Genomic DNA, 17,794 nt, shown 5'->3' with positions numbered 1-17,794 from the left:
GCAGGGGGGCCGCCCGTGTCCGTCTCGTGTGGGAGTTCGCAGTGGTTGAGCACGTGCTTGTCGCCCCGGACAAGTTCAAGGGTTCGCTGACGGCGGCGGAGGTCGCCGCCGCCGTGTCGTCCGGGCTCGGCGTCCCGGCGGTGCAGCTGCCCGTCGCCGACGGCGGCGACGGCACCGTCGAGGCCGCCGTGGCAGGCGGCTTCACCCGGGTGACCGCCCGCGTCACCGGCCCCACCGGCGAGCCCGTCGACGCCTCCTACGCCAGGCGCGGCGACACGGCCGTCATCGAGCTCGCCGAGGCGTCCGGCCTGCGCCGCCTCCCCGGCGGCCCCGAGCCGCTCACCGCCACCAGCCACGGCACCGGCGAGCTGATCGCCGACGCCGTCAAGCAGGGCGCCACCCGCGTCGTCCTCGGCCTCGGCGGCAGCGCCTGCACCGACGGCGGCGCCGGGATGGTCCAGGCGCTCGGCGCGCGCCTGCTCGACGCCGAGGGGCGCGAGCTGCCGCCGGGCGGCGCGGCCCTGCGCGACCTCGACCGGATCGACATGTCCGGCTTCCTCGACCTCTCGGGCGTCGAGGTGGTCGTGGCGAGCGACGTCGACAACCCGCTGCTCGGCCCGCACGGCGCCGCCGCCGTCTACGGGCCGCAGAAGGGCGCCACGCCCGACCAGGTCGCCCTGCTGGAGAGCGCGCTGTCCCGGCTGGCCGCCGTCGCCACCCGCATCCACGGCCTCGTCGGCGCCGTCGAGCACGACGACGTCCCCCGCCCGATGGGCGTCGCCGGAGCGCCGGGCGCCGGGGCCGCCGGCGGCGTCGGGTTCGCCGCGCTCGCCTTCCTGCGCGCCGACATCCAGCCGGGCATCGACTACCTGCTCGACCTGCTCGGCTTCAACGAGCAGGTCGAGGGCGCCCGCCTGGTGATCACCGGCGAGGGCTCCCTGGACCAGCAGACGCTGCGCGGCAAGGCCCCCGCCGGCGTCGCCCGGGCCGCCGCCCGCGCGGGCGTCCCCGTCGTCGCCGTCTGCGGCCGGCGCACGCTCTCCGACGACGACCTGCGGGCCGCCGGCTTCGCCGCCGCCTACGCCCTCACCGACCTGGAGCCCGACCCGGCCCGCTGCATGGCCGCCGCGGCCCCCCTCCTCCAGCAGCTCGCGGCCCGCGTGGCCGCCGCCCACCTACCCTGATGCCCCCACCCGCCCCGCCCCCGGTTCCCCCGCCCCAGGCTGCCCCGACCCCGGTGGCCTCGGCTCAGGCTGCCTCGGTCTCGGCGGCTTCGGTTGGGGCCGCCCCGGGCTCGGCGGACTCGGTCCCGCCCGCCAAGGTGCCGTCCGCTCCGGGCTCGGCGGACTCCGTTCCGGGGGCGGCTGCCTTCGCCTCCGTCAGCTCGGGCGGGGGTGCGTACGAGCTGGTGGTGCGGTCGCGGAGGGGGGTGACGCCCGACGGGGTGCGGCCGGTGGCCGTGGCGGTGCGCGGCGGCCGGATCGAGGCGCTGTGCCCGTACGACGCCGAGCTGGCCGCCGCCGAGGACGTCGACCTGCGCGACCTGGCGCTGCTGCCCGGCCTGGTCGACACGCACGTGCACGTGAACGAGCCCGGCCGCACGCACTGGGAGGGGTTCGCCAGCGCCACCAGGGCCGCCGCGGCCGGAGGAGTCACGACGATCGTCGACATGCCGCTCAACTCGCTCCCGCCGACCGTGGACGCCGCCGCGCTCGCCGTGAAGCGGCGCGCCGCCGAGGGCCGGTGCCACGTGGACGTCGGCTTCTGGGGCGGCGCCGTGCCCGGCAACCTCAAGGAGCTGCGGCGGCTGCACGAGGCGGGCGTATACGGGTTCAAGTGCTTCCTGTCGCCGTCGGGCGTGCCGGAGTTCCCGCCGCTCGGGCCGGGCGAGCTGCGGGAGGTCATGGCGGAGATCGCCGGGTTCGGCGGGATGCTGATCGTGCACGCCGAGGACCCGGCGCTGCTGACGGACTGCGCGGGCCCCTCGTACCGGGAGTTCCTGGCGTCGCGGCCGGGAGCGGCCGAGCGCAGCGCGGTCGAACTGGTGGTCCGGCTGGCGGCCGAGACGGGCGCGCGGGCGCACGTCCTGCACGTCTCCAGCGCCGAGTGCCTGCCGGTGCTGGAGGCGGCGCGAGCCGCCGGGCTGCCGGTCAGCGCCGAGACCTGCCCCCACTACCTGGCGCTCGACGCCGAACGGGTGCCCGAGGGCGGCACCGCGTACAAGTGCTGCCCGCCCATCCGCTCGGCCGGCAACCGCGACCTGCTGTGGGACGGGCTCGCCCGGGGCGTGCTGAGCTGCGTCGTCTCCGACCACTCGCCCGCCACCGCCGACCTCAAGGTGCCCGACTTCGCCGCCGCGTGGGGCGGCGTCGCCTCGCTGCAGCTCGGGCTGCGCGTCGTGTGGACGGAGGCGGCGCGGCGCGGCCACGGGCTCGCCGACGTGGCCAGGTGGATGGCGGCGGGCCCGGCCGCGCTGGCGGGGCTGCCGGGCAAGGGCGGCATCGTCCCCGGCAACGACGCCGACCTGGTGGCCTTCGACCCCGACGCCGTCGAGCCCGTCGACGCAGCACGGCTGCACCACCGCCACCCGATCACGCCCTACCACGGCCACGCGCTCAGGGGCGCCGTCCTGACCACCTGGCTGCGCGGCAGGCCCGCCGACGGCGTGCCGCACGGGACCTTGCTGAGGGGAACGTAGATGCCGAGCTTCACCCACCTGCCCGACCTCGCGCTGCGCGGCCACGGCGGAGCGGTCGTCGCCGCCAGCGACGAGGCGTTCGCCGAGAAGGAGGCGCTGATCAGGCCCGGCCGCCCGGAGTTCCGGCCCGCCACGTTCGGCGGCAAGGGGCAGGTCTACGACGGCTGGGAGACCCGCCGCCGCCGCGAGCCCGGCCACGACTGGGCGCTGGTGCGGCTCGGCCTGCCCGGCGTGATCCGCGGCGTCGTCGTCGACACCGCCTGGTTCACCGGCAACCATCCCTCGTCCGCGTCCGTCGAGGCCGCCGAGGTCGCCGGGCATCCTGCGCCCGCCGAGCTGGCCGGGGCGGCGTGGACGGAGATCGTGCCGCGCAGCCCGCTCGGCGGCGACGCCGCCCACCCGTTCGAGGTCACGGGCGAGCGCCGCTGGACGCACGTGCGGCTGAACATCTTCCCCGACGGCGGCGTCGCCCGGCTGCGGGTGCACGGCGAGCCCCGAGCCGACCTGTCGGTGTACGAGGGGCTCGGCCTCGACCTGGCGGCCATGGCCAACGGCGGGCTGGTCACCGCCTGCTCCGACGCGTTCTACTCCGAGCCGCACCACGTCATCGCCCCCGGCCTGCCCCGCCACCAGGCCGAAGGCTGGGAGACCGCGCGCCGCCGCGACGGCGGCAACGACTGGCTGGTCATCCGGCTGGCCGGGCGCGGCCTCATCAGGGTCGCCGAGATCGACACCACCCACCTGCTGCACAACGCGCCCGCCGCCGTCACGCTCACCGGCCTCGACGGCGACCGCGAGATCGAGCTGCTGCCGGCGACCCCGCTGCTGCCCGACACGCCGCACCGCTTCCGGCTGAGCCACACCGAGCCCGTCGAGCGCGTACGCGTCGACATCCACCCCGACGGCGGGCTGGCCAGAGTACGCCTGCTCGGCACCCTGGCCTGACCTCTCAGCGCCGGGCGGCTAGTGCCAGAGCAGCACCTCGGAGTTGGGCGGGCGTTCGCTGTTGGGGGCCGGACGCTGGAAACGCACCACGCCGCCGCCGCCCACCGTGCGCACCCGCACCCGGAAGCCCAGCGCCCGCAGCTCGTTGCGGGCGTCGTTGACGTTCTTGCCCATCACCTGCGGCACGATGACGAACTGCTGGTCGTCGCGGGCCTCCTGGTCACCGTTGAACCAGTGCCAGAAGTCCGTCTGGCAGCGCGACACCGTGATCATCGCCGGGATGCCCTGGTCGACCTCCGCCTTGGCCTTGGGCGCCTGCGCGATCACCGTGCACGGCTCAGCGTCGTCGTCGACCTCGGTGACCTGCACCTGGAAGCCCTGCTGGCTGAGGAACGCGGCGGCCTGGTCCTTCGGCATGCCGTCGACGTCGGGCATCACCAGCCCGGCGCTCACGTACAGGTCGATCTTGGCGCCCTCCTTGACCTTCTCGCCCACCTGCGGGGAGGTGCGGATGACGGAGTTGCGCGCGACCTCCAGGTTCTGCAGGCGGCGGACCTTGCCCACGGTCAGGCCGGCGCTGCCGATCGCGTTGCGGGCGTCCTGCTCGGTCAGGCCCTGCACCTTCGGCACCAGCACCCGCTTGGGGCCGAGCGACGGCACCAGCGTGATCGTCTGCCCGGCCTCGACCTCGGTCTTGGCGGCCGGGTCCATCTCCAGGACGAGCCCCTCGGCCACCTCCTCGTCGTGGCGGCCCTCCACGCGGCGGACCTTGAAGCCCAGGTTGCGGGCGTTCTGCTCGGCGACCGCGAGGTTCTTGCCGACGAGGTCGGGCACCACGGCCAGCGTCTTCTGCGAGAAGTAGAGGCCGGTCAGCGCCACGGCGACGACCATCACCGCGGCCAGCCCCACCAGGAACCAGTTGGGCCGGAACCCGCCGCCCTTGCCCCGCCCGCGCGGCGGGGGCGGCGGCGCGGCCGGCACCTCGGCGCGCGGCTGGATCAGCGTGTGCGCGGGAGCGGCGGCGGGCGGCATCGTGGACGGCATCGGGTGCGGCCTGGAGTGGGCGCCGGACGCGCGGCCGGGCTCGCTCAGCCGGGGCAGCGTGCGGTGCGCCTCGACGGCCGCCACCAGCATCGCGGTCGCGTCGGCCGGGCGGTCGTGCGGCTCGCGGGCCGTGGCGTGCGCCACCAGCGCGTCGATCTGCGGCGGCACGTCGTGGATCAGCGACGACGGCACCGGGACCGTGTCGTGGACGTGCCGGTAGGCCACCGACATGGGCGTCTCGCCGTCGTACGGCTGCCTGCCGGTGACCAGCTCGAACAGCATGATGCCCGCCGCGTAGACGTCGCTGCGCACGTCGGCGCCGCCGGTCGTCACCTGCTCGGGCGACATGTAGCCGATCGTGCCGATCATCACGCCGGTGCGCGTCTGGTTGGTCGCCTCGATCGCCCTGGCCAGGCCGAAGTCCACGACCTTGACCCGGCCGTCGGCGGTCAGCAGCACGTTCTCGGGCTTGACGTCACGGTGGACCATCCCGGCCTGGTGGGCCGCGCCGAGCGCCGCCAGCACCGGGATCATGATCTCCAGCGCCTCGCGGGCCGGCAGCCGGTCGCGCTCGCGCAGGATGTCACGCAGCGTCTTGCCCGGCACGTACTCCATCGACAGATAGACCACGTCGGTGTCGGTGCCCTGGTCGAAGACGTGCACCACGTTGGGGTGGGAGAGGCTGGCCACCGACTTCGCCTCGCCGATGAACCTGCGCACGAACGCCGGGTCGTCGGCGAGCGAGCGGTGCATGACCTTCAGCGCGACGGTCCGGTCCAGCCGGATGTCGAGCGCGAGGTAGACGGTCGCCATGCCGCCCCGGGCGATCCGGGACTCGACGCGGTAGCGTCCATCGAGCAGCCGGCCGACCAACGGGTCGGCAGTCGTCGTGTCCACCCCGCTGAGTTTACGGGCGTTTCGCACCCGGGAGGGCCTGACCATCCGAAACCGATGCCGACCCGTGCCCCGCCCGGCCTCTCACGTGCCCCGCCGTCGCACAGGCCCCCCCGGCACCGGCCCCGGAGAGCCGGTGCGCCCCCGGCAGACGGGAAGAACGTCCCGTCAGGGGGCCAGCGGGGAGGACGCCTCGGCGTAGCGGCGGCGCGGGATGCGCCCCGCCTGCCGCGCCATGCGGCCCGCGCGGACCGCCTCGCGCATCGCCGCAGCCATCAGGTCGGGCCGCTGGGCCCGCGTCACGGCGGTGGCCAGGAGCACGGCGTCGCAGCCCAGCTCCATCGCCAGCGCCGCGTCACTGGCCGTGCCGATGCCCGCGTCCAGGATGACCGGGACCCCGGCCGCCTCGACGATCAGCTCGATGTTGTGCGGGTTGCGGATGCCCAGCCCGGAGCCGATCGGCGCGCCCAGCGGCATCACCGCCGCGCACCCGGCCTGCTCCAGCCGGCGGGCCAGCGCCGGGTCGTCGCCGATGTACGGCAGCACGGTGAACCCGTCGGCCACGAGCCGCTCGGCCGCGTCGAACGTCTCGATCGGGTCGGGCAGCAGGGTCCGCTCGTCGGCGATGACCTCCAGCTTGACCCACGAGGTGCCCAGCGCCTCCCGGGCGAGCCGGGCCGTCAGCACCGCGTCGCCCGCGGTGAAGCAGCCCGCCGTGTTGGGCAGCACCTTGATGCCGCGCTCGCGCAGCACGTCCAGCACCGAGCCGCGGGCGGCCGGGTCGAGCCGCCGCATGGCCACCGTCGTCAGCTCGGTGCCCGACGCGGCCAGCGCCTGGTCCAGCACCTCCAGCGACGGCGCGCCGCCGGTGCCCATGATGAGCCGGGAGGAGAACTTCTCCCCGGCGATGATCAGGTCATCCACCTTGCACCGCCGTCAGCACCTCCACGCGGTCGCTGTCGCGCAGCGCCGTCGTCTCCCACGCGCCGCGCGCGACGACCTCGTCGTTCACGGCCACCGCGACGCCGGTGGTGGCGGTGGTCAGGGTCTGTACGGCCTGCGCGACGGTCATGCCGTCAGCCACGTCGTGCGTACTTCCATTGATCAGCAATTTCATGAAATATCCCGAAATCTAGCGGGTGAGCACAGGGACGCGAGGTCGCCCTCCTCGCCCTGCAGGATCGCGGCCGTGAGCGGGGCCATCAGCACCCCGCCCCGGAAATGCCCCGTGGCCAGCACCAGCCCCGGGGCCGAGCCGGGCCCGATGATCGGCAGGTTGTCCGGCGTGCCCGGCCGCAGCCCCGCCACCACGTCGGCGACCTCCAGCTCCGTCACCCCCGGGACCAGCTCCCTGGCGTCGCGCAGCAGCTCGTACAGCCCGCCGGCGGTCACCCGGGTGTCGAACCCGAGCTCCTCCTGCGTGGCCCCGACCACGAGCTCCCCGTCGCCCCGGGGCACCAGGTAGACCGGCGTGCCGTGCACCATCCCGCGCACGCACCGGCCCAGCAGCGGCTCGGGGGAGCGCAGGCGCATGATCTGCCCCTTGACCGGCCGTACCGGAACGTCGGCCAGCCCGGCGCTCCACGCCCCGGCGGCCAGGACCACCCGCTCGCCGAAGATCTCCTCCCCGGACTCCAGGCGTACGCCGGTCACCCGGCCGCCCTCGCGCGACAGCCCGGCCGCGCGCTCCCGTACCAGCGGGACGCCCCGCCGCTCCAGGGCCACGAGCAGGGCGGCGGTGACGCGGCGCGGGTCCACCCACGCGTCGCCGGGCGCCAGCAGACCGCCGCGCACGGACGGCGCCAGCATCGGCTCCAGCCGCCGGCACTCGCGCCCGGTCAGCCGCTCCACCGGCAGGCCGAGCTTCTCCATGAACGCGGCCAGCTCCCCGAGCGCGGCCAGGTCGTCCCCGCCGAACGCCACGTCCAGCGTCCCGTCGGACCGCAGATCCAGCACGTCCCGCCCCTCGGCCGGCACCCCGCCGAGCAGCGGAAGCCCCCCGAACGGGTCAACCGCGGCGCCCTCGTGGGAGGACGCCTTGCCGGGGCCGGAGACGGCGGGACCGCTCGCACCCCCGGCCCGTGCCGTACTGCCGGATCCCGCGGGAGGTCCGCCCAGGGAGGCGCCCCCGGAGGGCGGGGGTGCGCCGGTGGCGGTGGGGCCGCTCGTGCGGGCGCCGGTCCCTCCAGGGGGGAGGGCGGCGTCGGCGGTGAGGTCGGCGGCGAAGGCGGGCCAGCGGCGCAGGGCGGCGATGCCGAGCCGGAGCAGCGGCTCCTCGGTGTAGGTCACCTCGCTGACCGGCGCCAGCATCCCGGCCGCGGCGTGGGAGGCGCCCGAAGCGGGGGCCGGGTCGACCACGGTGACGGCGCGGCCCGAGCGGGCCAGGCGCCAGGCGATCGACAGTCCGACGACTCCGCCGCCCACGATCACGTCCATGTCCGCTCCCTTCGCCGGCATGATCCGGATCAGGTGTCTTGCGGTCGAAGGCCCGGTGAAGCCTTCCTCTCAGCCCGGTTACGGCCGGACTCCCGCGCGTCTTACGTCCCCCAGCCTACGGCCTCGGTGCGACGCCGCGGCACCGCCCCCGTTATGGTCATGAACGTGAATCGCGTCGTGGTGGTGGGAGCGGGTCTTGCGGGCGTGCGCAGCGTCGAGGCGCTGCGGGCACGGGGGTTCGGCGGCCGGATCACGTTGATCGGCCAGGAACGGCACCGGCCCTACGATCGGCCGCCGTTGTCGAAGGCGGTGCTGCTGGGCTCCGCCGACTCCAGCTTCGTCGACTCCGACCTGGACGCGCTGGAGGTGGATTTCCGGCCGGGCGTCTCGGCCAAGTCGCTGCGTGCGGGCGTGGTGGAGACGACCGAGGGCGAGCTGGGTTACGACGGCCTGGTGATCGCGACGGGCGCGGAGCCGATCCCGCTGCCGGGTGACGGCCCGCAGCACGTGCTGCGGACGCTGGACGACTCGCTGGAGCTGCGGGCCCGCCTGGTGCCGGGCGCGCGGGTGGTGGTCGCGGGCGCGGGCTGGATCGGCGCGGAGGTGGCCACGGCCGCCCGCCGGGCCGGCTGCGCCGTCACCGTGCTGGAGGCGGGCCGGACCCCGCTGGCGCAGGCGGTCGGCGAGGAGATCGGCGCCCGGACGGAGAGCTGGTACGACGGCATCGACCTGCGGCTGGACACGATGGTCGCGTCGGTCGACGAGGGCGGCGTGGAGCTGGTCGGCGGCGGGTTCGTGGAGGCGCACGTGGTGGTGGCGGGCATCGGCGTCCGCCCGGCCGTGGAGTGGCTGGCGGGCTCGGACGTCGACCTGCACAACGGCGTGGTCACGGACGAGCGGCTGCGCACGTCGCTGCCCGGCGTGGTGGCGGTGGGCGACTGCGCCGCCTGGTGGTCGAGCCGCTACGGCACCCGGCTGCGCGTGGAGCACTGGGACACCGCGCTGAGCGCCCCGGAGGTGGCCGCCGCGACGCTGCTGGGCGAGGAGGCCGTGTACGATCCGGTCCCGTACTTCTGGTCGGAGCAGTTCGGCCACATGGTGCAGTACGCCGGCCACCACCCGGCGGGCGAGCGCCTGCTCTACCGGGGCGGGCCGGAGGGCAAGTGGTCGGCCTGCTGGCTGACGGCCGAGGGCGGGCTGGCGGCGGTGCTGGCCGTCGACCGGCCCCGCGACCTCGTGCAGGGCCGCCGGATCATTCAGGAGGGCCGTCGTCTGGACGCGGAACGCCTGGTAGATCCAGATGTACCCCTACGGGATTGTGTTGTTTGAGCAAGCGCGGCATGTGGTAGTTGTGGTTTCGTGACGCTTTCTGTTGCACAGATCGACCGGGAGACCGACCAGCTCGTTGACGAGTGGCTCACTCTCCCCGAAGTGGCCCAGCGCCTCGACCTCTCGATGGGACGGGCCAAGCAACTCCTCAAGGATCACAAGCTGCTCGGCGTGCGCCGCGGCAGCGGCGGGCCACAGGTGCCCGCGGTGTTCCTCGACGGAAAGGACGTGGTGAAAGGCCTTCCGGGCACGCTGACCGTGCTCCGCGACGCCGGGTACGACGATGTGGAGGCGCTGCGCTGGCTGTTCACCCCTGACGACTCGCTGCCGGGGTCGCCCGTTCAGGCGATCAAGGCCGGTCGTCACACCGAGGTCAAGCGCCGTGCCCAAGCCCTCGCTTTCTGACGCCCGCCTCTACCTGTGCACCGACGGGCGGCGTGACAGGGGCGACCTGGCCGAGTTCCTCGACGCGGCGCTGGCCGGCGGCGTGGACATCGTCCAGTTGCGGGAGAAGGGCCTGGAGGCGCGCGAGGAGCTCGCGCTCCTGGAGGTCTTCCGCGACGCCTGCGACCGGCACGGCCGGCTGCTGGCGGTCAACGACCGGGCCGACATCGCCTTCGCCGCCCGGCCTGACGTGCTCCATCTGGGGCAGGACGACCTTCCGGTGACGGTCGCGCGAGAAATGCTCGGCGACGACATCGTCATCGGTCGGTCCACCCACTCCGCCGCCGAGGCTTCCGCCGCGGCGGTGGAGGAGGGCGTCGACTATTTCTGCTGTGGGCCGATCTGGCCCACGCCGACCAAGCCGGGCCGGCACGCGCCGGGCCCGTCGCTGCTCCGGCACGCGGCGGCGCTCGGCAGTGACCGGCCCTGGTTCGGCATCGGCGGCATCGACCTGGCCAACCTGGACGAGGTCATGTCCTACGGGGTCCGCCGCGTCGTGGTGGTGCGCGCCATCACCGAGGCCGACGACCCCGGGGCAGCCGCCGCCGAGTTCGCCAAGCGGCTCACGTCCGCCGCGACGTAGCCGCCACGGCGAGCCCGGCCAGCGCGGTGCGGGCTTCGGGCGTGATCGGCGCCTGGTCGAGCGAGGCGAGCGCCTCGCCGAGATAGTCGCCGATCATGTCCTCGCACGCCCGCAGCGCGCCCGTGCCTTCGATGATCTCGCGCAGCGCGGCCACGCCCGGCTCGTCGAGCGCGGGGTCGCCGAGCAGGCGGCGCACCACGCCGGCCTGCTCGGGGGTGGCGGCGGCCAGGGTGCGCGCCACCAGCATCGTCCGCTTGCCCTCGCGCAGGTCGTCGCCGGCCGGCTTGCCGGTCTGCGCGGGGTCGCCGAACACGCCGAGGATGTCGTCGCGCAGCTGGAAGGCGATGCCGACCCGGGTGCCGTACGTGGTGCACAGCTCGTCGATCCACGGCTCCAGGCCGCCGGAGGCGAGCGCCAGGCCGAGACGGAGCGGGTGCTCGACGGAGTACTTGCCGCTCTTGTACAGGGCCACGCGCAGCGCCGAGTCGAAGGTGTTCTCGCCGTGCGCCTGCTCCAGCAGGTCGAGATACTGGCCGCACATGAGCTCGGTGCGCATGTGGTCGTGCACCGGCTGGGCCGCCGCCAGCGCCCGCGCGGGCAGGCCGCTGGTGCGCCACATCTCGCCCGACCAGATCAGCAGCAGGTTGCCGAGCAGGATCGCGGCGCCCTCGCCGAACTGCGTGGCCGAGCCGTGCCAGCCCGACTTCTCGTGCAGCGTCTGGAAGCGCCGGTGGGCGGCGGGCATGCCCCGGCGCAGGTCGCTCTTGTCCATCACGTCGTCGTGCACCAGGGCGCTGGCCTGCAGCAGCTCCAGCGAGGCGGCGGCGGTGAAGATCTCCGGCACGTCGCCGCCTCCGGCGCCTCGCCAGCCCCAGTAGCAGAAGGCCGGGCGCAGTCTCTTGCCGCCCGCCAGCAGCTCGTCGGCGGCGGTGCGCAGCGGTTCCAGGTCGGGGTCGCCGGTGACGGGCAACTGCCGTTCGACGAACTGCCTGATGCGACGGTCCACCTGGGCGCGCAGGTTGTCCATCTTCGCGGCGTCTGTGCTCATGCCTTGAGACTAGTGGCCGGACATATCGGCTATACCGAGCAGGTAGAGAGTCGGGCGCCGCGCGGCCACCGGGTAATCTTGTCGCATGGCCCTTGGTCGACCCTCCGTCCTGCCCGATCGCGTCCCCACCGTCCGGGAGCTGCTCGCCTCCGGCGGCCGGTCGTTCTCCTTCGAGTTCTTCCCGCCGAAGACCGACGAGGGCGAGCGCCAGCTGTGGAAGGCGATCAGGGAGCTGGAGTCGCTGCGGCCGACGTTCGTCTCGGTGACCTACGGCGCGGGCGGCACCACCCGGGACCGCACCGTCGACATCGTGGAGCGGGTCGCGCGCGGCACCACGCTGACGCCCGTCGCCCACTTCACCGCCGTCAACCACTCCGTGCGCGAGCTGCGCCACCTGGTCGGCCGCTTCGCCGACGCCGGGGTGCGCAACATCCTGGCCGTGCGCGGCGACCCGCCCGGCGACCCGGGCGGCGAGTGGGTCCAGCACCCCGAGGGCGTCCTCTACGCCGAGGAGCTGGTGCGGCTGATCCGCCAGGCCGGCGACTTCTGCGTGGGCGTGGCCGCCTTCCCCTACAAGCACCCGCGCTCGCCGTCCATCGAGTCCGACACCGAGTTCTTCGTGCGCAAGTGCCGCGCCGGGGCCGATTACGCGATCACGCAGATGTTCTTCCAGGCCGACGACTACCTGCGGCTGCGCGACAGGGTGGCGGCCCGGGGCTGCGACACGCCGATCATCCCGTGCGTGATGCCGGTGACGCAGATGAGCACGATCGCCCGCTCCGAGCAGCTGTCCGGCGCGCCGTTCCCGCCCGACGTGGCGGCCCGCTTCGAGGCCGTCGCCGACGACCCGGCCGCCGTGCGCGCGCTCGGCATCGAGCACGGCGCCGAGCTGTGCCAGCGGCTGCTCGACGAGGGCGCCCCCGGCATCCACTTCATCACCTTCAACCGCTCCAGCGCCTCGCGCGAGGTGTTCCAGCGGATCGAGCCGGCGCCCGTCCCGGGCTGATCTCCTGTTGACTGGACGGATGATCGCAGACTTCTGGCTCGACCCGTCCTGCCCCTACACGTGGCTCACCTCCCGCTGGCTCGTGGAGGTGACCCGGGTGCGGCCGGTCGAGGCACGCTGGCACGTGATGAGCCTGTCGGTGCTCAACGAGGGCCGCGACGACGATCCCGAGGGCGACCCGGAGGGCTACCTGTGGGTGCCCGCCCGGCTGTGCGCCTCCGTGGCCGACCGCTACGGCTCCGACGCGCTCGGCCGGCTCTACACCGCGCTGTGGACCACCGGCGGCGACGACCAGGACTGGCTCGGCGACCTGACGACGGCCCTGCGGGCCGCCGGCCTGCCGGAGGACCTCGCCGACGCGGCGCTCACCCCCGAGTCCGACGACCTCGTACGGGCCTCGCACGCAAGGGCGATGGCCGCGATCGGCGGCGAGTCGGGCACGCCGGTCGTCGCCGTGACCACGTCACCGGGGGAGCGCGTCGCCTTCTTCGGCCCGGTGATCTCCCGCGTGCCCGAGGGCGAGGCGGCCGGGCGGCTGTGGGACGGCGTGCTGCTGGTGGCCGGCACCCCGCACTTCCACGAGCTCAAGGGCCGGCCGAGGGCGAACCCCGTGCTGCGCTGAGCGGCGCCGCCACCCGCCCGCAGGGGGACCGGGCGGGTGACGGCAGGGGACCTGCGATCGGAGAGTAAAAGAGCGTGTGCTCTCTGTAATGTTTCGTGCCCCGTGCCAAGCCTGATAAAACCTCGCGTCAGGCGAAGGGCGGCGGGAGGCGTCAGGCGGAGGCTGGCGGAAGGCGTCAGGCGGTGGGCGGCGGGAGGGGGAGCGGGCGGGCCGCGATCGCGTACGCCTCGTGGCCGCCGGGGAAGACGAAGCCGGTCAGCAGGTCGGTGAAGCCCATGCTGGCGTAGAGGTGGCGGGCGGCCGTCGGCCGGTCGTGCGTCGACAGGACCGCGGTGCGCTCGGGGCGGCCGGCGCACAGCGTGGTGATCATCGCGCGGCCGATGCCCTTGCCCTGGTAGTCGGGGTGCACGTGGATCTCGGCCAGCTCGAAGGCGTGGCCCATCCAGGCCTCGGCGGCCTCGTCGCCCGCGCGCTCGCGCAGGGCCCGCAGCACGACCTCGTGCCACCACTGGCCCGGCGCGCCGCGGAACCCGTACGCGAACCCGACGACCAGCGGACTGGCCGTACGGGGTGAATCGTGCAATTCTGCGAAGTAGCACTGGAAATAGGGATATGTCCCATGATTTCGCATGATTGTGGTGCGGCCGGCGATCTGCTCGGCGGGCGGGCGCATGGCGGCGGTGTAGATGCCGATCACCGTGTCCAGCCGCTCGGCGAACTCGGCGGGCCCCGCACCGCGAAACTCGATCATCGTCGCACCCTACTCCCGTCCGGGCCACGCGCCCGGCACGCCGTCACGCGCCTACTCGACGTCGGCCGGGGTGCCGCCGGTGATGCGCACGAGCTCGTCGAACGTCGTCGGGAACACCGTGTGCGGATGGCCGCCCGCGGCCCACACCACCTCGTGCTTGCCCAGCCAGGTGTCCACCAGTGTGCGCACCGGAGCCGGGTGACCCACGGGCGCCACGCCGCCGATCGGCTGCCCGGTCGCCTCCCTGACGAACTCCGGCGTGGCCCGGCGCACCTTCCGCACGCCGGCGGTGCGCGCGACGAGCTCCACGTCGACCCGGTGCGCGCCGCTGGTCAGCACCAGCAGCGGCTCACCGTCGGCGTCGAAGATCAGGCTGTTGGCGATCGCGCCGACCTCGCAGCCGAGCTGGGCCGCCGCGGTGGCGGCGGTGGGCGCCTTCTCCGGCAGGACGACGATCTCGCCGGCCGCTCCCAGGCTCCGGAGCGCGGCTTCCACGCGTATCGCGTTGGCGGGCAACTTCTCAGACATGCGCACACTCTAAACAGGTTGAGCATCACTTGACCGTGTCCAGTGGTGGTATAGGGTCCGTTGATTCGTTTGTTAATGATTTGAGAGGTGATACCGGTGCGGGGTCGACCTGGGATGGCCGCTCTCCTGACGGCGGGGGCCGTCGCACTCGCCGGATGCGGCACGACGACGGTGGCGCACACGTCAGCAGCCGCTCCCTCCGCCGTTCCTGCCGCCGCTGTGCCCGCCGCTGTGCCCCTGGCCGCGGGCGCCGCCGCCTCGGCCCCGGTCACGGCGCCGGACAAGAAGCTCAAGCTGGGCGACAAGGGCAAGGCCGTCGTCTGGCTGCAGCAGCGCCTGCGGGACCTCGGCTACCGCCCCGGCAAGGCCGACGGCCGCTACGGCGGCACCACGCTGGCCGCCGTGTGGGCGTTCCAGAAGGTCAACGGCATCAAGCCGACCAGCACCGTCGGCAAGGCCACCTGGTCCGCCCTGGAGGCGCCCAAGGCCCCGAAGGTCCTGGCCCCCAACGGCAAGCCGACCCGCGCCGAGGTCAACCTGACCACCCAGATCCTGGTCCTGTACGTGCGCGGCGAGGCCAGGCTGATCAGCCACATCTCCTCCGGCAGCGGCATCCCCTACTGCGAGACCACCGTCTGGCAGGGCAAGGAGCAGCGCTTCTGCGGCTCGGCCACCACCCCGACGGGCACGTACAAGACCACCTGGCGCCGCGACGGCTGGCACAAGTCCTACCTCGGCGAGCTGTACAACCCGATCTTCTTCAACGGCGGGATCGCCTTCCACGGCGCGCTGTCGGTGCCGCTCCAGCCCGCCTCCCACGGCTGCGTCCGGCTGCCGATGAACGTGGCCGAGGAGCTGCCCGGCCTGCTCGGCACCGGCGTCCCCGTGCACGTGCGCGGCAAGTTCCGGCGCTGACCCCGGCCCGCTGACCCCCGCATAACGTCCGCGTCACCACATCGGGTGACGTGGGGGTTATGCGGCGCTTGGTGGACTCTCCGGGCCGGCGCCGGGAGGGACCCGGTGACGGCACTGGGGGAGATCCGTGCTGTCCGCTGCCGTCCCGTCCGTCGTCCCGCCGGCCGCGCCGGAACGGCCGCCGCGCGCCCGCCGCCGGTTCGCGCTCCCGAGCCTGCTGGTGGCGGGCTTCGTGGCCCAGGTGCTGGTGAGGCTGTGGCTGTCGCGCTACCACGCCGGGCCGGTGGCGAACCCGGACGAGACCGGCTATCTCGCCGGGGCGCGCTGGCTGGCCGGCGGGCCCGCCGCCGACTTCAGCGGCACCACGTTCTACCGGGGCGGCTACCCGCTGCTGCTGGCGCCGATCCACTGGCTGACCTCCGACCCCGCCACCGTCTACCGGCTGGTGGTCGTGGCCGGGTCGGTGGCCGCCGCCACGGCGTTCCCGCTGGCGTACCTGCTGCTGCGGCGGTTCGGGATCGGCCGGCGGGGCGCGTCGGCGCTGGGGTTCGCCGCCGCCCTCGCGCCGCCGGGGCTGCTGTTCTCGGGGCTGGCGCTGGCCGACGCGATCCTGCCCAGCATCGTGCTCGGCTGGCTGCTCGCCGTGCACGACCTGGTCAGGCGCGGTCCCGGCCGGGCGAGGGCATGGCCGGGAGCACGGGCAGGGGTGCTCGCGGGCGCGCTCGCCGCGTACGCCACGGCGGTGCACCTGCGCGGCACGGTCGTCCTGGCCGTCCTCGTCGTGCTCATGGCCGGGCTCGTGCTCGCCCGCCGCGGGTACGGGACCGCCGTGCTCCCCGGGGCGCTGGTGGCCGCTGCGGTGGCGGCGGCCGGGTGGGCGCTCAACGCGGCGGTGTCCGCGGCCCTCTACCCGCGCGGGCCCCGCGACCTCACCGCGCTGCTGGTCTCCCGGCTCACCACGCCGGACGGGCAGGCGTGGGCGCTGTCCGGGGCGGCCGGGCAGCTCTGGTACCTGATCGCCGGAACGTGGGGGCTCGCGGGCGTCGGCCTGGCCGGGGCCGCCGTCGTCACCGTGCGGCGCGGGCCGCTCGCGCGCCGGGTGACGGCCGCCGCGCTGCTGGCCGTGACGCTCGGCATCGCCTACGCCTCCTCGGCCGCGCTGCCCGACGAGCACCGGGTCGGCAACTACGCCTACGGCCGCTACCTGTCGTGCGTGGCGGTCGCCTGGATGCTGGCGGGGCTGCTCGTGCTGGTGCGCGCCCGGCGGGCGGCGGCGCTGCGGCACGTGGCCGCCTCGGCCGCGCTGCTGGCCGCCACCGGGGGCGTCGCCGCCTGGTACGCGGGGGACCGGCTGCGCCGCTACGCGTACATCGCCTTCGACTTCCCCGAGACGTCCTTCCTCAGCGGCGTACGCGACGCGCTCGACCTGGTCGCGACGTCCCGGGCGGCGCTGATCCTGCTGGCCTGCCTGGCGGCCGCCTGCCTGTTCGCCCGCCGCCGTACCCGGATCGTGGTGGCCACGGCGGTGCTGGCGGCGGTGCACGTGGCCTTCGCCGCCGACCTCGCCCCGAAGGCGCCGCCCGCCCCCGCCACCGGCTGGCTGCACGCGCCGCCGCCCGGCGGTGGGTTCGCGGTCGACACGCGGGTCCACTGGGGGATCTGGGTGCCGCTCACCCACCGCGTGTGGTGGACGGCCCTGGACCTGTACGACGGCCGCAAGCAGGGGCCGCCGCCGGGCGCCTGCAGCGCGCTCGTGCCCGAGGACGCCGGGCCGCCGCCCGCCGGGTGGGTAGCCACCGGCGAGGGCGGAAAGGGGCACGGGTGGACGGCCTGGCGCGACCCGGCGTGCCCCGCGTCACCCAGGAGGTGACTCAGGCGGACATCCTCCCGGGACGGGCGCCACCCGGATCGGCCGGGTCCCAGTGGGCCAGGCCGCGCACGGCGACGCCGGCGGCCATGGCCATCACCTCCCACACCTGATCGCCGACGTCGCCCCTGTTCAGGCTCGCCATCGTGGCGAGCTTGACCGCGCCCACCAGCGAGCCGACGACGGCCGCCGCCTCCACCAGGTCGAGCTCGCCGGCGTACGCCTCGTGCACCGCCTCGGCGAGCCGCAACTGGCTGTCGAACAGCAGGCGCAGGCCACGCGCCTGGAGCGCCGGCACGCTCATGATGAGGTCCATGCGCCCCTTGGCCTCGTCCAGGACGTGGCTCGCACCGCCGACCGCGGAGTCCATGCCGTGCTGGAGCACCCGCGTCAGCAGCTCGGCCACCGGCTCGCCCGGCCGCCGGTCGGCGACGCGGGCCAGCAACTCCTCCAGCCGCGCGGCCGAGTCGTAGAAGACCACGTCCTCCTTGCTGGCGAAGTAGCCGAAGAACGTGCGCGTCGACACGTCGGCCGCGGCCGCGATCTCCGCGATCGTCGTCTCCTCGTAGCCCTTCTCGGTGAACATCCGGATCGCGGCGTCGGCCAGCGCCCGGCGTGTGCGCTGCTTCTTGCGCTCCCGCAGTCCTGACATGTGCGAACTGTACTGCATGCGAGTTCGTTTTT

The 17,794-nt window shown here is 74.5% G+C and carries 18 protein-coding genes and 1 riboswitch; of the genes, 10 read left to right on the top strand and 8 right to left on the bottom strand.

From position 1 onward, the window contains the following. Positions 1-41 precede the first annotated feature (41 nt). The 3 genes from ACBI99_RS05030 (at position 42) to alc (ending at position 3,643) form a co-directional block, all read left to right on the top strand. On the top strand, positions 42-1,184 hold the full coding sequence (locus ACBI99_RS05030) for a glycerate kinase (RefSeq protein ID WP_375071752.1): 1,143 nt from the start codon (positions 42-44) through the stop codon (positions 1,182-1,184). Between the two features lie 227 nt (positions 1,185-1,411). After that, positions 1,412-2,698, top strand: coding sequence for an allantoinase AllB (allB, locus tag ACBI99_RS05025; RefSeq protein WP_375071751.1), 1,287 nt, complete (start codon positions 1,412-1,414; stop codon positions 2,696-2,698). Beyond that, positions 2,699-3,643: an allantoicase gene (gene alc / locus ACBI99_RS05020; protein WP_375071750.1), complete on the top strand. Its 945-nt coding sequence runs from the start codon at positions 2,699-2,701 to the stop codon at positions 3,641-3,643. 18 nt (positions 3,644-3,661) lie between these two features. Here alc and pknB read toward each other — a convergent pair whose 3' ends face one another. The 4 genes from pknB to ACBI99_RS05000 all read right to left on the bottom strand — a co-directional run bounded on the left by pknB (position 3,662) and on the right by ACBI99_RS05000 (position 8,017). Further along, a complete protein-coding gene (gene pknB, locus ACBI99_RS05015; RefSeq protein ID WP_308125836.1) occupies positions 3,662-5,584 on the bottom strand; it encodes a Stk1 family PASTA domain-containing Ser/Thr kinase in 1,923 nt (640 codons plus the stop codon). A 165-nt stretch (positions 5,585-5,749) separates the two neighbouring features. Further along, entirely contained in the window at positions 5,750-6,457 is a 708-nt protein-coding gene (locus ACBI99_RS05010; protein WP_375071965.1) for a thiazole synthase, read from the bottom strand. Between the two features lie 40 nt (positions 6,458-6,497). Further along, complete coding sequence (thiS, locus tag ACBI99_RS05005) at positions 6,498-6,698, bottom strand: sulfur carrier protein ThiS (protein WP_219507196.1); 201 nt, start codon at positions 6,696-6,698, stop codon at positions 6,498-6,500. Then, the gene (locus tag ACBI99_RS05000; RefSeq protein WP_375071749.1) at positions 6,695-8,017 is read right to left on the bottom strand and encodes an FAD-dependent oxidoreductase; all 1,323 of its coding nucleotides are present in this window, start codon (positions 8,015-8,017) and stop codon (positions 6,695-6,697) included. The genes thiS and ACBI99_RS05000 overlap by 4 nt, the downstream gene beginning before the upstream one ends. Continuing rightward, positions 8,007-8,123: riboswitch (TPP riboswitch) on the bottom strand. It overlaps the preceding gene by 11 nt. A 59-nt stretch (positions 8,124-8,182) precedes the next feature. Here ACBI99_RS05000 and ACBI99_RS04995 point away from each other — a divergent pair. The 3 genes from ACBI99_RS04995 to thiE are packed head-to-tail and all read left to right on the top strand — an operon-like array spanning position 8,183 to position 10,373. Continuing rightward, positions 8,183-9,346: an NAD(P)/FAD-dependent oxidoreductase gene (locus ACBI99_RS04995; RefSeq protein WP_372455368.1), complete on the top strand. Its 1,164-nt coding sequence runs from the start codon at positions 8,183-8,185 to the stop codon at positions 9,344-9,346. Between the two features lie 30 nt (positions 9,347-9,376). After that, the gene (locus ACBI99_RS04990) at positions 9,377-9,751 is read left to right on the top strand and encodes an Rv2175c family DNA-binding protein (protein ID WP_219507199.1); all 375 of its coding nucleotides are present in this window, start codon (positions 9,377-9,379) and stop codon (positions 9,749-9,751) included. Then, a complete protein-coding gene (gene thiE, locus ACBI99_RS04985; protein ID WP_357586558.1) occupies positions 9,729-10,373 on the top strand; it encodes a thiamine phosphate synthase in 645 nt (214 codons plus the stop codon). Before ACBI99_RS04990 ends, thiE begins: the two co-directional genes overlap by 23 nt. Here the strand turns inward: thiE and ACBI99_RS04980 are convergent. After that, complete coding sequence (locus ACBI99_RS04980) at positions 10,354-11,421, bottom strand: polyprenyl synthetase family protein (RefSeq protein ID WP_219507202.1); 1,068 nt, start codon at positions 11,419-11,421, stop codon at positions 10,354-10,356. The genes thiE and ACBI99_RS04980 overlap by 20 nt on opposite strands. Before the next feature lie 85 nt (positions 11,422-11,506). Here ACBI99_RS04980 and metF point away from each other — a divergent pair, with 85 nt between their 5' ends. Beyond that, positions 11,507-12,427, top strand: a complete 921-nt coding sequence (metF, locus tag ACBI99_RS04975; protein ID WP_219507204.1) for a methylenetetrahydrofolate reductase [NAD(P)H] — start codon at positions 11,507-11,509, stop codon at positions 12,425-12,427. Between the two features lie 19 nt (positions 12,428-12,446). Further along, positions 12,447-13,049: a disulfide bond formation protein DsbA gene (locus ACBI99_RS04970; RefSeq protein ID WP_219507206.1), complete on the top strand. Its 603-nt coding sequence runs from the start codon at positions 12,447-12,449 to the stop codon at positions 13,047-13,049. A 175-nt stretch (positions 13,050-13,224) separates the two neighbouring features. On the opposite strand, the gene ACBI99_RS04965 is transcribed toward ACBI99_RS04970, so the two are convergent. Continuing rightward, positions 13,225-13,800 carry a GNAT family N-acetyltransferase gene (locus ACBI99_RS04965; RefSeq protein WP_357586561.1) on the bottom strand — a complete coding sequence of 192 codons (576 nt, stop codon included), beginning with the start codon at positions 13,798-13,800 and terminating at the stop codon, positions 13,225-13,227. A 51-nt stretch (positions 13,801-13,851) separates the two neighbouring features. Continuing rightward, complete coding sequence (locus ACBI99_RS04960; protein ID WP_219507209.1) at positions 13,852-14,328, bottom strand: YbaK/EbsC family protein; 477 nt, start codon at positions 14,326-14,328, stop codon at positions 13,852-13,854. A gap of 114 nt (positions 14,329-14,442) precedes the next feature. Here ACBI99_RS04960 and ACBI99_RS04955 point away from each other — a divergent pair, with 114 nt between their 5' ends. Both ACBI99_RS04955 and ACBI99_RS04950 read left to right on the top strand, forming a co-directional pair. After that, positions 14,443-15,243 (top strand): peptidoglycan-binding protein, encoded by an 801-nt coding sequence (locus tag ACBI99_RS04955; RefSeq protein ID WP_375071748.1) that lies wholly within the window; start codon positions 14,443-14,445, stop codon positions 15,241-15,243. Positions 15,244-15,370: 127 nt separating this feature from the next. Further along, positions 15,371-17,113 carry a hypothetical protein gene (locus ACBI99_RS04950; RefSeq protein ID WP_375071747.1) on the top strand — a complete coding sequence of 581 codons (1,743 nt, stop codon included), beginning with the start codon at positions 15,371-15,373 and terminating at the stop codon, positions 17,111-17,113. A gap of 1 nt (position 17,114) precedes the next feature. Here ACBI99_RS04950 and ACBI99_RS04945 read toward each other — a convergent pair whose 3' ends face one another. After that, entirely contained in the window at positions 17,115-17,762 is a 648-nt protein-coding gene (locus tag ACBI99_RS04945; RefSeq protein WP_219507214.1) for a TetR/AcrR family transcriptional regulator, read from the bottom strand. Positions 17,763-17,794 lie beyond the last annotated feature (32 nt).

Source organism: Nonomuraea sp. ATR24, from assembly GCF_041950485.1.
Classification (GTDB): Bacteria; Actinomycetota; Actinomycetes; order Streptosporangiales; family Streptosporangiaceae; genus Nonomuraea; species Nonomuraea ceibae.
This window is presented reverse-complemented; position numbering and strand designations above follow the sequence as displayed.